The organism is Chryseobacterium sp. Chry.R1 (assembly GCF_039645525.1).
Lineage (GTDB): Bacteria > Bacteroidota > Bacteroidia > Flavobacteriales > Weeksellaceae > Chryseobacterium > Chryseobacterium proteolyticum.
The window spans coordinates 3,018,758-3,033,087 of the sequence record NZ_CP151793.1 but is presented as its reverse complement, the minus strand read 5'-3'; the positions used below and the strand labels follow the sequence as shown (position 1 = coordinate 3,033,087).

Sequence of the window (14,330 nt, the reverse complement as noted above, 5' to 3'; positions counted from 1 at the left end):
ATTATTTACATTTGTATTTTGCATTTGTAAATTTATTATTTACATTTGTAAAACAATTAAAAGCTTATTTTTATGAGTTTAAATGAAAGAATTTCTAAAGTTATCGAGTATTCAAGACTTACTCCTTCTGAATTCGCAGATGAGATCGATGTACAGCGATCTTCCATTTCTCATATCACTTCCGGAAGGAACAAACCTTCTTTGGAATTTATTATAAAAATAAAATCTCATTTCCCTGAGATCCTTTGGGATTGGTTAGTCAATGGCGAAGGTGAAATGCTCAAATCAGCCTTACCCGAAACTTCAGTTCCCGAACCAGATGAACCGGATGAAGAAAAGTTAAAGCCTACTTCCCTCCCTGATCTGTTTACCATGATGAATGATGATGAAGATTTCGGCATTGATGAAGATGAAATTGTTCCCCAAAAACAACCCCTTCGAGAATCTCCTATACCGTACAAGGTTAAAGCTCAGGAAAAAATAAACGATTCTCAGCGATTAGAGAATTCAAATGAGAGAATTATTAATCAAGTAATTGAAAATCAACAAAGTAAGATAAAAAGAATCGTTTTGTTTTATGAAAACGGAAAATTCGAAAGCTTTGAGCCATAAAAAAGCATTGCCAATCATTTATTATCTTGAGATTCTCTAGTATTGCGAATAAAAAAACCTCACAATTGGTGAGGTTTATTATTTTTAAATAATTGGTATTAATTATTTACTGTTTTTTCTTCTTTCTAATTCTTTCTTTAACAGTCCCAGTTCTCTACCGGTCTGCCCGGCCACAGAAGTGTTTTCCTGAGCTCGTCTGGTCAAATAAGGAACTACGTCTTTTACTGGACCATAAGGAAGGTATTTAGCCACATTATAGCCTTTATCTGATAAAGCGAATGTAATATTATCACTCATCCCGTAAAGTTGCCCAAAATACACATGAGGATTACCCGTTTCCAGAGATTTTGTTTTCATTTTATCCATAACCAACTCGGAAGAGATCTCATTGTGGGTTCCAAAAAATGCTGAAACTTTATCTAAATGATTCATTACAAAATCAATTCCTGCATTATAGTTCCTATCAGTTGCTTCTTTATTAGGCTGGATAGGATCTGCATATCCCTTTTGTTCTGCTCTGGCTCTTTCCTTTTCCATGTAAGCCCCACGCACTATTTTATATCCGATAAAATAATTCTTTTCTCGGGCTCTTTGCAAATGGCTTTCCATGTATTCCAGCCTTCCGGTTCTGTACATCTGAATCGTATTCCAAACAATTGGTTTTTCTTTGTTGTACTTTTCCATCATCTCTTCACAAAGATGATCTGCAGCATCCTGCATCCATGTTTCTTCTGCATCAACCATTACTTTCTTATCGTTCTCATGACAAAGCTTACAAACCTCATCAAACCTTCTTACAACTCTTTCCCATTCTTCTTTCTGGCTGGTCGTTAGCTCTGCGTTTTTACCAACTGCTTCATACAGATCAATTCTTCCAAAAGCTGTAGGCTTAAAAACAATAAATGGAATTGCCGGATTTCCTACGGAAAATCTTACAATATCCTTGATTTCCTTACATACTGCATCAAAAGTTTCTTCATCTTCTTTTCCCTCAATTGAGTAATCGAAAATACTTCCAACCCCTCTTTTGAATAATTGCTTTACCACTTTCATGCTTTCTTCCCGTGTTTCGCCACCACAGAATTGTTCAAATAAAGTATTTTTTACAATCCCGGTTACAAACGGAAAGTTATGATGAACGGTAAAATTAAGAATAGAAGTTCCAACACTGGTTAAAGCCGGTTGTTCAATCATTTTAAACATCCAATATGCTTTTCTTAATTGGGCATCTGTTTTGTCTGCAAATGCAACTTTAGTATCGTTAAAAATGGGCATTCCTTTTTATTAAATTTAATTTTGCAAAGGTAATAATAACCTTAGTCTTTTTAAAAAATATTTTTTAAAATTTACTTTCGATCCCGTTCAAAAGCATCGCAATAATTCCTACAAAGACCCAAAGTCTTAATATATTCAATGTTATGAACTTGCTTTTCCGGGAGTAGTTGAGGAGTAAATAAATACATAAAATCATAATAAACATCCCGCCGACAAAGTAATAAGCCATAAAACCGGAGACCCCGGTTCTCATAATTAGCTTCATAGACACCACCATCGTTACAACAAGCAGAGAAACGATAATAATTTTAGTTGTTTTATTTTCGAAATAATTAGGAATTGTAGTATATCCAAACGCTTTATCAACACTCTTTGTCAGCGTGTCTTTTACAATATCAATGCATAAAAGGATCAAAAAAAGGAAAATAGCCATTAAAAGAACCTTTTTGGAAAAAGTTTCATAGTATACCATCATCCCAAAGAAAGGATATAATGTAAGACTTACAAAAGTAAGGTTATTCAGCAGCAATACACGGCTTAACTTATGGCTGTAAAACCACATAAAAAACTGATAGATCAGAAAAAAAATAAATACGTTATGTGAAATAAACCAAGCAACTCCCAGGGAAATAACACTTAGTGCGAGATACGCGTACAAGAAATATTTCTGGGCAATAAAACTTTGAATTCTTGTACGAAAAGGTTTCACCACATGGTCCTTTTCAAAATCGTAGAATTGGTTGATAATTCCTCCCGCTAGAATGCTCAGTACCGTACAGAAAATAATACCGTGAACCTTAAAATCGAAGACAAAATTTCGAAGACTTTCCTCCTGATTAAATAAGAAAAAAGTAGATACGTAAAGCGCAAATGTAAGCAAGATCGCTACAAAAAACCTTGCGCCTAAAAGAAAGCCCACGAACTGTGAGAATCTATAAAATAAAGATTTAGATATATAGTTTTTTGATTGGAAAGTTTCTTTTTCAGAATTCATTCCCAATCTGTTTAAAATCTGTAAATAACCTCTTTGTTAAAACCATCAAGCATTTTTTCCGCCTTTTCATAGTCCTTGGTAAATCCAAGTATATATCCTCCGCCACCGCTTCCGCATAGCTTAAGATAATAGGCATTGGAATCCAGACCTTTCTTCCATATGTTGAAAATACTTTCCGGAATCATTGGTCGAAAATGTTCATATGCCCAGTGTGAAAGTTTTTTCAAGTTTCTAAAGAAAGGATTCATATCCTTTTTCAGAAAAGCCTCGATACAGGCATTATTATAACGGATAAATTCTTCTTTTAATGTTTTACGGAAACCTTCTGTCTTCATTTTTTCAAAGAAAATCTGAATCATCGGGCCGGTTTCTCCGGTCATTCCGGAATCTATAAGGAAGATTGCTCCTTTTCCTTCTTCCCCTTCAGGAATAGCAACCCTATCGAGATTTTCTTTGTTTTCGATAAGGATGGGAAGATTCATATAACAGATTAAAGGATCCATCCCTGAACTTTTGCCGTGAAAATAGCTTTCCATTTCTCCAAAAACAGCTTTCAGTTTTTTAAGATTTTCTTTGGAAATATTCTCCGGGTTAAGCTTATTCATAGAATAACGTTCAAAAATAGCAGCTACTAAAGCCCCTGAACTTCCTACCCCATATCCCTGAGGAATATTGGAATCAAAGAAAAGTCCATTTGAAATATCTTTTTTAAAACTTTCTATATTAAGTTGGAAGTCATCAGAAAGATTAAGATCCGCAAGAAAATCAGAATATTTCTGCAGATGCTGATTTGATTTCAATTCAAATTCAGAATTCAGATCAGAGAACTTTAAAGCTCCTTTATAGAAACTATAAGGTACCACAAGCCCCTGGGAATCTTCTATCATCCCATATTCTCCAAACAGAATTATTTTTGCGTAAAATAGAGGGTTCGTCATCTTGACAATAAATCTTTTTGCAAATTTAAGATTATTCTGCTGAATATAATCAAAATCCGGGCCGAATTACAATATTTTTTGAACAATAATGGATTTGTAACCATAAGCCTTATTCATACTTCCAACCTGATCAACCCAATAAAAAAGCCTGATTTGATCAGGCTTTTTTATTGGGTATTATTGTTTTATTAATTTCTTTATTACTGTCTGTTTTTCCGTTTCTACAGAAACTACATAGTTTCCTGTTTGTATTGATGAAATATTAATTTCTGATTTATTTCCCTTTAATGAATCGGATGACAACACTAACCTTCCTGCTTCGTCGTACATTTTATAGGACCTGAGATTTTCTTTAGCTGAAATGACAATCATATTCTTTGCTGGGTTAGGATAAATATTTACGGTATTGTCTTTTGTACTAACATCTTCGATACCTAGAACAGCACAGGAAAAGCCTGCTTTCCAACCACTTCCTGTTTCAGCAGGATCCGATACAAACCTTACAGTAATAGCACCTGTAGCATGAGTAGAAGTAAATACTCCCGGCAATGTATTCCCAGTTAAAGTCCCATTAGAAAACAAAGGTGAAGTCGTTGAAGGACCATTATAAATATACATATAATCATAGTCTTCTTCCAGTTCAAGTTCTGTAAAAGTCATGCTGAGCGCCGAACCGGAACTCGGATAAAAGGTTTTTACAATAGTTTCATTATTACCATAAGCACCATTCACCCCTCCTGTATCTGTAAATAATATACCTCCACACCAATTGGCATCTGTTAGAAATAACTGGGATCTTTGAAAAGCATTTGATCCCGAACAACCCGATCCTACAAAAAGTCTGTAGTAAGTGGCCGGTTGAAGGTTCGCTAAGCTAATATTTTGAGTGGTTGTATTTCCTGATGTTACAACTGTCCCGTCCATTGTTGTCAATTTATACTTCCATGAAGTAGAAGTTCCATCCGTAATAGTAGCATTTGCTGTATTTGTGGTAACATTAGAAATATTCATAGTCGTAATGCTAAGCGCACAAGGTGTTGTACAGTTGGTTCCCAGACAAGGTTTGGAGTCTACGGTACTCCTGATTAGTGCTGCAGGTTGCGGGCCAAATCCATTACTAAAACTTATTCCCACTCCTGAAACCAGGTGACAATAGCTCATGATCGTACCCTTTACCGTGGTGGCCGGAATCGGGCCTGTGCAGCCTTCACTATACCCAGCTTGTGCACCACATCCGTCTATTGCTGTTCCATTACCATTCCATGCACAAGCATGGGTATGGGGAGAACCTAAACTATGTCCCATCTCATGAGTCATTGCTTGGATAGTCCATGAATAAACAGGCACATTGGAATAGGTCTGAGAGATGCCCGAATATGCATATTTGTTTCCCGTGCAAAGTGAATTGAGATAGGCAATACTCGTTGTAGCCGGAGCATTTACTAAATGAGCAAGATCTCCATTAAAAGTAGGCCTGTTTGTTCTGAAGCTACTAAGATTAGCACCAGGAGTTCCTGTATAAGGATCCGCAGTAGTCCAGATAAAAATTTCATTAAGGGCTACTTTTATATCATCATTATTATAAAGTGTTGCGATATTGTTATGAACAGCTGTAAGCCAATTCGTTACCGTTGTTGTATTAGAGCCGTTATTTTGATAAGGAGCAAAACAAACTTCATAATAAATCCGGACACAGTTTTCAGTAACAGCTTTATTAACAGTAGCAGGATCAAATGCTGTCTTTTGAACCTGATTTTCTTTTAACTCGTCTACTCCACAAACAAAAGGGTTCGTGCCTGTAAGTTTTGACTCAGAATAGCTTACAAAATCTTCCGAATTCTTTATTTTTCCGACAATAACATTTCCTAATTCAGAGGATGAAGCTACTCCAACTACATCATCTTCAAAGAAGCTAAAAGCAACGATCGAAGAATTATCTCCCTTAATGATACCTCTGTAATACGCTCCAGGGTTATATGGCACAATTTCCCCTGTATTGGTGGTTACTTTAAAATTGTCTGTAAAAATCTGATGCTTGTAAAGCTCTACGGTAAGCTTTTTATCTCCTTCGAAAGGGAATGAAATTTCAATAGATTCAGGCTTGTCTCTGACCAACTTTTTTAGATTTACAGAATAAATAGTCATTGCAGTAATATCTGTGGCTGCCCTTTTATATTCCTCTATTTTAGGTGAAGTTCTATTAATATTGAAAAGATCATATTTCTCAAAGTGTTTACCTTGTTTATGATATTCTGATATTTTCTGCGAGACAGGCCTTAAATTCTGAGCAAAATTTAAGATAAAGCATAACGAAATGCTAAAAAGTAGAATTTTCTTTATCATTATTAATTTTTATACAAATAAACAAAAAAATCTACACCTAGTGATTAATCGTCATGAAAATTATTAAAATGATAAGTACAATATAACAAAAAGGCTATTTAATTAACAATATGCTTCTATCATTTTTTAGACCTTTTAAATAAAAAAGACGCTTATAAGCGTCTTTTTTATTTATGTCTTCTACAATGTATCACGATCTTTCAGCATTTTGACCTTCAGGAACCTAATCAGTATAAGACCAACCCCAAAGAATAAAGTCATTGAAAGGGCAGCAATACGCATATTATTAAAATGCTCAATCAATGTTGCGAAAATAAATGTTCCGATAATAATGGCTATTTTTTCCAATACATCATAAAAACTAAAATAGGTTGTATTTTCCATTGAATCTTCAGGTAACAGTTTTGAATATGTAGATCTGGACATCGCCTGAAGCCCGCCCATCACTAAACCTACAACTGCTGCAACTCCATAAAATTGATATTCAACATTTGGATTTTCTTTATTTAAGAAATAGGCCCATAGACAGGCTACAATCCATAACACAATAGCGATAGAAATTACATTTTTATTTCCTATTCTCTTTGATAATCTGGAGAAAATTATAGCTCCTATAATTGCCTCGATCTGGATTACCAAAAGAGTCCCTATAAGTTTATCCTGTGCGAGATTAATTTCACTTTTACCAAATAGCGTAGCCATGAGGAAAATGGTTTGCATTCCTACACTATAAAAAAAGAAACTCGAAAGGAAAAATTTCAGATTTTTATCTTTAAAAAGCTCATTTCCTACCTTAAAAAGTTCATGAAAGCTTTCTTTGGCAATATCCTTATAAAAGCTCATATTATCTTTAAGTACCTCAAAAAAGCCTCCTTGTTCTGCGTGTTTTTTGAATATATTCTTATAATTTAATAAAACCAGATCCTTTGGCAGGTTATCTTTTACATTTCCAAATTGTGGCAAATGTTTAAAAGTATACTGGGAAAAACCAAACCACCATGCTCCCGTTAATAAGAAACTTATTCTTGTAAATAAAAGTTGTTGGGCAGCACCTTTAGCGAAAACCTGAATCAGAACTAAACAAATAACAACTAAAACTACAGAACCAATATAACCGTAGACATAACCTTTTGCTGAAAGAGCATCCTGCTTATCCGGAGTTGCGATATCGGGTAAAAATGAGTTATAGAATACCAGACTTCCCCAAAATCCTACACTTGCAGTAATACTGAAAAGTAATCCTAAAAATACATTATGCATTCCTGTAAACATAGCCAATCCCATACATGAAGTAGCTCCAAGATAACAGAAGAATTGCAAAAATGATTTTTTATTTCCGATCGTATCTGCCAAAGAAGATAAAAATGGAGATAATAATACTACGATAAAGAACGATATGGTAAGTGAATATCCATACACTGCATCAGGTTGATATTCTTTTCCAAAAATCTTTATTAAATGCCTTACAGGGACATCAATCCATTGTTTTGTCTCAGTTACATACTCCTTCTTTTCATAGGCGGTAGTAAGAATAGAATAATAAATAGGAAAGATGGTAGAAGTAATAACCAAAGAGTAAACAGAATTGGCCCAGTCGTACACTGCCCAGGCCTTCATTATCTTTGGATTATTCTTAATATTTTTTGGTCGTTGATTCTCTGTTTCGGACATTTCAAATATATTAGATGCACAAAAATAGAAAAACCGCTGAATATTCAGCAGTTTTTTTTATTAATTAGAATATCCAGATATATTATCAATTCTTTAAATACTATTGATATGTAGAGGTCCTGAATAATAATTACAGGTTTTAAAACAAAAATTGGAGCCTTTAAAGCTCCAATTCAAATATTCAAAAAGAATTTGAATACTAGATATTTTCAATAACAATAGCTGAAGCACCTCCACCACCATTACAGATAGCTGCAGCACCATATTTAGCATTGTTTTGTTTTAAAACGTTAATCAGAGTAACAATAATCCTTGAACCAGAGCTTCCCAGTGGATGTCCTAAAGCAACAGCCCCTCCATTTACATTTACTTTGGCGGCATCTAATCCTAAGATCTTATTATTAGCCAAACCAACTACTGAAAATGCTTCATTAAATTCAAAGAAATCAATATCTGTAAGTTCTAACCCTGCTTTTTTAAGAGCAATAGGTAAAGCTTTAGCAGGTGCTGTTGTAAAGTTTTCAGGCTCCTGAGCTGCATCAGCGTAAGAAACGATCTTCGCTAAAGGCTTAAGTCCTAATTCTTCCATTTTTTCTTTAGACACAAGAATCAAAGCTGAAGCACCGTCATTTAAAGTTGAGGCATTAGCTGCAGTTACAGTTCCTGCTTCTTTTTTAAATACTGTTGGAAGTGTTGGCAATCTGTCAAAATTAACAGCTTTATACTCTTCATCTTCAGCAAAAATTACAGGTTCTCCTTTTCTTTGAGGAATCTCAACAGATACAACCTCATCGTTGAATTTACCTTCACTCCATGCTTTAGCTGATCTTTTATAAGATTCGATAGCAAACTGGTCCTGCTCCTCTCTTGAGATAGAATAATCTGTTGCGCATTTTTCTGCGCAAACACCCATGTGAACTTTATTGTAAACATCTGTCAGACCGTCTAAAACCATTCCATCCTGCATTTTAACATCGCCTAACTTGGTTGCTATTCTTGCGTTATAATAATGAGGTACTGAAGACATATTTTCCATTCCTCCGGCAACGATTATATCTACATCACCTGCTTTAATAGCTTGTGCCGCCATTGTTACGGCTTTCATTCCTGAAGCACAAACTTTATTTACTGTTGTGGACGGAGTTTCGATAGAAAGTCCTGCTCCTAATGCCACCTGACGGGCAGGTGCCTGCCCTTCTCCTGCCTGTAATACGTTCCCCATGTAAATTTCCTGAACCAATTTCGGATCAAGACCAATTTTGTCTAATGCTCCTTTTACGGCAACAGTTCCCAGCTTTGTAGCAGGAACAGTTGATAAACTTCCCATAAAACTCCCCATTGGTGTTCTTACTGCGGAAACGATGAATACTTCTTTCATGTGTATGATTTATTTTTTTTATTGATATATGTAACCTTACGGCTTCATTTTATTTGATAGTAATTAGTTCATTTCTTCGACTTTACTAATTATAAATTCTGTCGTTTTATTATTATATTCTGAAGTAATTTTAATAAAATTACGATCAGTTTCTACAACCCTGTTTACCATTACTTCTCCCAGCTTCATAGGGTAGCTTTCTTCAGATTTGGCTATCAGCGTAACTTTATAATTACAATCATCTACGAAATCTAATCGTGATTTTATATAGTCTTTACCTTTGTTATAATATTCTGTTTGAATATTGTCTTGTACAGTCATTACCCATTCATCAATAGGCATATCCACACGTAAGAATTTTCCTGTTTTTATATTCTGACATTTTGCAGGTTGATCTGAGGTCAGAAAAATATTTTGCTGGGCTCTTACCTGTGAAAAACTTAAGACAAAAAGCAAAATGAATAAAATGTTGAGATGTTTCATATTTTTGTTGTGTTTTTTTTAATTAATAATAAAAAAGCTCCTAAAAACTCTATAATCCATCCCCATTTGAGCTTAACCACACCCGCAAATGTCTCTCTCCATGATGCAAAAGGAAGAAAACTGAAATAATTCAAAGATTGCATTTTAATGGCAGCCAGGGTAAATATAAACAAAAGGATAAGTAAAAAGCCTAAAATTTGCCCCATTTTAAAACGATTGTTAACCACTCCAAAAAGAGCACAAACACCCAAAATCCAGCAAATTATTGCCAGTGAGTGATCCAGCTTCCAGTAATTCCAGTTTCCAATTACAGGAACATGAACCAGCGGTAAAAAGCTTCCTGCGATTACTAATAATGATCCTATTAACTGAATATTTTTCATAATTCTTAAAATGCCAAAATACAAAAAAAAACACACTTATAAAAGCGTGTTCAATATCATGATATCCTATTAAAAATCAAAACATTAAATTGAAAATTTCTAAACCTATTTGTATTCCGTTTTTGTTCATTATTAGCGCATCATTAGTAAAAATCAGACTAAGATCTTTTTTCACAGACAAACTAATGTTGAAAAGATTTAAAAGGCTGTCTGAAAGTAAAAAATGCACCTCAGAGTAAGGTGCATATAATATGTTGATAATAATCTCTATATTTTTTAATGATTGATATGAGCCACTTCTTTTGGATCGTGTTTGTGTTTAAATAAAAGAGCAAAAAGAATAGCCAAAACTAATGCATATGCTGCAAAAGATAACCAGATATTTTGCCAGTCTTTTACCATCACAATAGAGGATAAAGTCCCATCGGAATTAACAGCTGCATTAAAAGAATTTTTCAGAATTTCTAAAAATGTCGGATTATCGGGAGTTGTTTCCAGATAAGCAGATAAATCACTTACATTAGTAAATTCACGTGTAAAGAATTTATCAATCGCCCAACCTGCCATATAACTTCCAAAAACAGCTCCAAAACCATTCGTCATCATCATAAATAAACCCTGTGCAGAAGAACGGATCTTTTTATCGGTTGTGGTCTCTACGAAAAGGGAACCTGAAATATTGAAGAAATCGAATGCCATTCCATAAACAATGCAGGAAAGAATAATCAGTGCAAGCCCATATCCTTCAGGAATTCCATATGCGAAAAAGCCAAACCTTAAAACCCAGGCAAGCATAGACATCAACATTACTTTCTTTATACCGAATTTCTTTAAAAAGAAAGGAATTGCAAGGATAAACAGTGTTTCCGAAACCTGTGAAATCGACATAATAATTGTTGATCTCTGCACCACAAAAGAATCTGCATATTTAGGAAAATGAGCAAATTCACTCAAAAATACATCACCATACGCATTGGTAAGCTGTAAGGCAGCCCCTAAAAGCATGGAAAATAAAAAGAATAATGCTGTTTTATAATTAGCAAAAAGTTTAAAGGCATTCAGTCCTAATTGCTCTGATAACGGAGCATTTTTATCAATCAGTTTTTGAGGTGGGCATTTAGGTAAAGTTAATGCATAAATTCCTAATAAAATTGCAACAACGCCTCCGATATAAAATTGTCCTTCGGTTGCTTTGTTTCCTGTAAGATTTGTTATCCACATGGCTACAATAAATCCTATTGTCCCCCAAACCCGTATAGGTGGAAAGTCTTTTACAACATCCAGATTACTATTTTTCAGTATCGTATATGAAATAGAGTTGGCAAGAGCAATAGTAGGCATGTAGAAACACATAGCAGCCAGCATGACATAAAAGAATGAATTAGGATCGCCTGTATGTGGCAAGATAAATAAGACAATTCCGTAAAGAATCTGTAAAACCGAAAAAATCCGCTCTGCATTTACCCAACGGTCTGCTATAATCCCGGTTATGGTAGGCATAAAGATAGAAGCTATCCCCATTGTTCCGAAAACAGCTCCAAACTGAGTTCCATCCCAATGTTTTGTACCGAACCAAAAATTAGCCATCGTAATCAGCCATGCACCCCAAACAAAAAACTGCAGAAAGCTGAGGATGGTAAGTCGTAATTTTAAATTCATAGTTTAATTGTAAGTATCTCTTTAGTCAATTTTCTTTTTCCTCCTTTTGATTTCTTCCTGAATCTCCAAAGCGGTGTCAAAGTCTTCTTCCTTTACAGCATCTTCCAATAATTTCTGTAATTCCTCCATAGAGAGAGATCTTAAATTATCTTCTGTCTGAACTGTTTCAGAAAATGACTGTTCCTCCTTGGAAACATCTTCCAATTCCAAAAGAATTCCTGCTTCATTTAAGACTTGTTGAGTGGTAAAAATAGGTGCGTCAAAGCGTACTGCCATAGCAACGGCGTCAGAAGTTCTGGCATCTAAAATCAGTTCTTCTTCCGTTATTTTATTTTTGAAGTTTATGTTGGAAAAGAAAACTCCATCTACAATTTGATAAATAATCACGGACACCAATTCATAATTTGCCGAAACTATAAATTTTGTAAATAAATCATGGGTAAGAGGACGTGGTGGATGAATATCTTTCTCCAGACCAAGAGAAATGGATTGTGCCTCGAAATTTCCTATAACAACAGGTAACTTTATGTGTGTTTCTTCATGTTCCAATAACAAAGCGTACGCCCCTGATTGGGTCTGGCTGTACGATATTCCTCGAATAATTAGCTGTTTATAATCCATAGCTACAAAGATAAAGTAATTTTTGAATGTAAGTTTTACTTTTTGGACAAAAATAAAAGCTCGGAAAAACCCGAACTTTCATTTTTTATATAGTATAAAACTAAATTTTATCCTTTGATTGCTTTAATTTTTTCAGTTAATGCCGGAATAATCTGGAATGCATCACCAACTACCCCATAATCTGCTGATTTGAAGAAAGGAGCTTCCGGATCACTGTTGATCACAACAATTGTTTTAGAAGAGTTTACTCCTGCTAAATGCTGGATAGCACCGGAAATACCTACTGCAATATAAAGGTTAGGAGAAATTGCTTTACCTGTTTGCCCTACGTGCTCAGTGTGAGGTCTCCAACCAATATCGGAAACAGGCTTGGAACAAGCTGTAGCCGCGCCTAAAACATTGGCAAGATCTTCAATCATTCCCCAGTTTTCAGGACCTTTTAAACCTCTTCCCGCTGAAACTACAATTTCAGCTTCTTTAAGATCTAATTTCCCTGAGCTTTGTTCATGAGAAACCACCTTAGTATCTTCATTAGCCACTGATAAGTTTTTCACCTCTTCAGAACCTGACACCGGATTCTCTTTAATTCCGAAAGCATTTTGAGAAACAGTAATAATTACTCCCGTCCCTTCAGCTTTAGCATGCATAAATCCTTTTCCTGAGAAAGCTCTTCTCTTCACCTGGAACGGAGAAATACTTTCAGGAGCTGCCAATACATTGGTAATTAAAGAAAAATTCTTCATTACAGCCAACATAGGAGCTACGGAAGAAGCATCGGTAGTATGAGGAAAAACAATTATGTTTCCATTCGCCACCTCACTCACTGCCTGAGCAAATGCTTTTGCTGAAAAGTTTTTAAGACCTTCGTCTTTAATATTGATGACATTAGATGCTCCATATTTATATAATAAATCTGAAGAATCTGTAGGGTTTACAGAAATTGCTGTAACGGTATCTCCCGCCTGATCAGCAATAGCTTTAGCATACGAAACTGCTTCAAAAGCTGCTTTTTTGTAAACTCCGTTTATATTTTCTGCGTATACGAATACTGCCATTTTTTTTGAATTAAAAGATTAAAAAATTTAATAATTAAAAGATTTAGATCACTTTAGCTTCTTCGTGAAGTAATCTTACCAGCTCATCCAGATTGTCCGGAGAAACCATTTTCACAGCAGCTCTTGGAGGAACACTATCATAAGAAACTCCCTGAACTTTCACTTCAGAAGAAGTAGGCTCAACAACCTGCAAAGGTTTTGTTCTTGCAGACATAATCCCTCTCATATTAGGAATAATTAGATCTTTTTCGTCCACCAAACCTTTCTGTCCGGCAATCACAGCAGGAAGTTTTACAGAAATCGTTTCTTTACCTCCTTCAATCTCTCTTACTGCAGTAGCTTCGCTTCCATTAACATCCAAACCAACAGATGCATTCACAAACGGCTGATTTAGCAACTGTGCTACCATTCCGGGAACAGAACCTCCATTATAATCAATAGACTCTTTTCCACAAAGGATAAGATCGTAACCTCCATTTTGAGCAACAGCAGCAATTTCTTTAGCTGTTGAATAACTATCTTTTGGATCAAGATTTACTCTAACTGCATCATTTGCACCAATTGCCAATGCCTTTCTGATAACCGGTTCCGTTGCAGCATCTCCTACATTAATAACCGTCACTGTAGCTCCTTGGGACTCCTGAAGTTTAACTGCCTTTGTCAACGCAAATTCATCTAATGGATTGATTATCCACTGAATTCCGTTTTTGTCGAAAGCAGACTTATCTGCTGTAAAGTTAATTTTGGAAGTAGTATCCGGAACACTACTAATACAAACTAATATTTTCATGTGTACTATTTTATTTTTCTCTTTATTGCATAAAAGCCTGGTGTTGTTATGCAGAGATTTTGTTTGATTAATTTCTGTAAATATAAATAAAAAATATATTATGCATGCATAATACTTATGATTTTATT

13 protein-coding genes are annotated in these 14,330 nt (G+C 34.9%); 1 reads left to right on the top strand and 12 read right to left on the bottom strand.

The window, feature by feature from the left end:
• Positions 1-72: 72 nt before the first annotated feature.
• On the top strand, positions 73-612 hold the full coding sequence (locus AAEU33_RS13725; protein ID WP_345988082.1) for a helix-turn-helix transcriptional regulator: 540 nt from the start codon (positions 73-75) through the stop codon (positions 610-612).
• Positions 613-714: 102 nt separating this feature from the next.
• Here AAEU33_RS13725 and AAEU33_RS13720 read toward each other — a convergent pair whose 3' ends face one another.
• The 12 genes from AAEU33_RS13720 to AAEU33_RS13665 form a co-directional block, all read right to left on the bottom strand.
• A complete protein-coding gene (locus tag AAEU33_RS13720; RefSeq protein ID WP_172278440.1) occupies positions 715-1,887 on the bottom strand; it encodes a proline dehydrogenase family protein in 1,173 nt (390 codons plus the stop codon).
• A gap of 64 nt (positions 1,888-1,951) precedes the next feature.
• Complete coding sequence (locus AAEU33_RS13715; RefSeq protein ID WP_345988080.1) at positions 1,952-2,881, bottom strand: UbiA family prenyltransferase; 930 nt, start codon at positions 2,879-2,881, stop codon at positions 1,952-1,954.
• Positions 2,882-2,892: 11 nt separating this feature from the next.
• Positions 2,893-3,819 carry a mevalonate kinase gene (locus AAEU33_RS13710; protein WP_273648182.1) on the bottom strand — a complete coding sequence of 309 codons (927 nt, stop codon included), beginning with the start codon at positions 3,817-3,819 and terminating at the stop codon, positions 2,893-2,895.
• 177 nt (positions 3,820-3,996) lie between these two features.
• Positions 3,997-6,162, bottom strand: a complete 2,166-nt coding sequence (locus AAEU33_RS13705; RefSeq protein WP_345988078.1) for a T9SS type A sorting domain-containing protein — start codon at positions 6,160-6,162, stop codon at positions 3,997-3,999.
• A 180-nt stretch (positions 6,163-6,342) separates the two neighbouring features.
• Entirely contained in the window at positions 6,343-7,833 is a 1,491-nt protein-coding gene (locus AAEU33_RS13700; protein ID WP_273648184.1) for an MFS transporter, read from the bottom strand.
• Positions 7,834-8,032: 199 nt separating this feature from the next.
• A complete protein-coding gene (locus tag AAEU33_RS13695) occupies positions 8,033-9,211 on the bottom strand; it encodes an acetyl-CoA C-acyltransferase (RefSeq protein ID WP_172278450.1) in 1,179 nt (392 codons plus the stop codon).
• Positions 9,212-9,274: 63 nt separating this feature from the next.
• Positions 9,275-9,694 carry a hypothetical protein gene (locus tag AAEU33_RS13690; RefSeq protein ID WP_345988076.1) on the bottom strand — a complete coding sequence of 140 codons (420 nt, stop codon included), beginning with the start codon at positions 9,692-9,694 and terminating at the stop codon, positions 9,275-9,277.
• Positions 9,691-10,077, bottom strand: a complete 387-nt coding sequence (locus AAEU33_RS13685) for a hypothetical protein (RefSeq protein WP_345988074.1) — start codon at positions 10,075-10,077, stop codon at positions 9,691-9,693. The genes AAEU33_RS13690 and AAEU33_RS13685 overlap by 4 nt, the downstream gene beginning before the upstream one ends.
• A 276-nt stretch (positions 10,078-10,353) precedes the next feature.
• Positions 10,354-11,736, bottom strand: coding sequence for a nucleoside permease (locus AAEU33_RS13680; RefSeq protein WP_172278462.1), 1,383 nt, complete (start codon positions 11,734-11,736; stop codon positions 10,354-10,356).
• A gap of 21 nt (positions 11,737-11,757) precedes the next feature.
• The gene (locus tag AAEU33_RS13675; RefSeq protein ID WP_172278464.1) at positions 11,758-12,357 is read right to left on the bottom strand and encodes a bifunctional nuclease family protein; all 600 of its coding nucleotides are present in this window, start codon (positions 12,355-12,357) and stop codon (positions 11,758-11,760) included.
• A gap of 107 nt (positions 12,358-12,464) precedes the next feature.
• The gene (locus AAEU33_RS13670) at positions 12,465-13,412 is read right to left on the bottom strand and encodes an electron transfer flavoprotein subunit alpha/FixB family protein (protein WP_172278466.1); all 948 of its coding nucleotides are present in this window, start codon (positions 13,410-13,412) and stop codon (positions 12,465-12,467) included.
• A gap of 43 nt (positions 13,413-13,455) precedes the next feature.
• On the bottom strand, positions 13,456-14,202 hold the full coding sequence (locus tag AAEU33_RS13665; protein WP_345988072.1) for an electron transfer flavoprotein subunit beta/FixA family protein: 747 nt from the start codon (positions 14,200-14,202) through the stop codon (positions 13,456-13,458).
• Positions 14,203-14,330: the final 128 nt, after the last annotated feature.

Bases quoted from the DNA above. Each gene is read 5' to 3' on its own strand.
- AAEU33_RS13725 (WP_345988082.1), top strand. From the start codon at position 73: ATGAGTTTAAATGAAAGAATTTCTAAAGTTATCGAGTATTCAAGACTT.
- AAEU33_RS13720 (WP_172278440.1), bottom strand. From the start codon at position 1,887: ATGCCCATTTTTAACGATACTAAAGTTGCATTTGCAGACAAAACAGAT.
- AAEU33_RS13715 (WP_345988080.1), bottom strand. From the start codon at position 2,881: ATGAATTCTGAAAAAGAAACTTTCCAATCAAAAAACTATATATCTAAA.
- AAEU33_RS13710 (WP_273648182.1), bottom strand. From the start codon at position 3,819: ATGACGAACCCTCTATTTTACGCAAAAATAATTCTGTTTGGAGAATAT.
- AAEU33_RS13705 (WP_345988078.1), bottom strand. From the start codon at position 6,162: ATGATAAAGAAAATTCTACTTTTTAGCATTTCGTTATGCTTTATCTTA.
- AAEU33_RS13700 (WP_273648184.1), bottom strand. From the start codon at position 7,833: ATGTCCGAAACAGAGAATCAACGACCAAAAAATATTAAGAATAATCCA.
- AAEU33_RS13695 (WP_172278450.1), bottom strand. From the start codon at position 9,211: ATGAAAGAAGTATTCATCGTTTCCGCAGTAAGAACACCAATGGGGAGT.
- AAEU33_RS13690 (WP_345988076.1), bottom strand. From the start codon at position 9,694: ATGAAACATCTCAACATTTTATTCATTTTGCTTTTTGTCTTAAGTTTT.
- AAEU33_RS13685 (WP_345988074.1), bottom strand. From the start codon at position 10,077: ATGAAAAATATTCAGTTAATAGGATCATTATTAGTAATCGCAGGAAGC.
- AAEU33_RS13680 (WP_172278462.1), bottom strand. From the start codon at position 11,736: ATGAATTTAAAATTACGACTTACCATCCTCAGCTTTCTGCAGTTTTTT.
- AAEU33_RS13675 (WP_172278464.1), bottom strand. From the start codon at position 12,357: ATGGATTATAAACAGCTAATTATTCGAGGAATATCGTACAGCCAGACC.
- AAEU33_RS13670 (WP_172278466.1), bottom strand. From the start codon at position 13,412: ATGGCAGTATTCGTATACGCAGAAAATATAAACGGAGTTTACAAAAAA.
- AAEU33_RS13665 (WP_345988072.1), bottom strand. From the start codon at position 14,202: ATGAAAATATTAGTTTGTATTAGTAGTGTTCCGGATACTACTTCCAAA.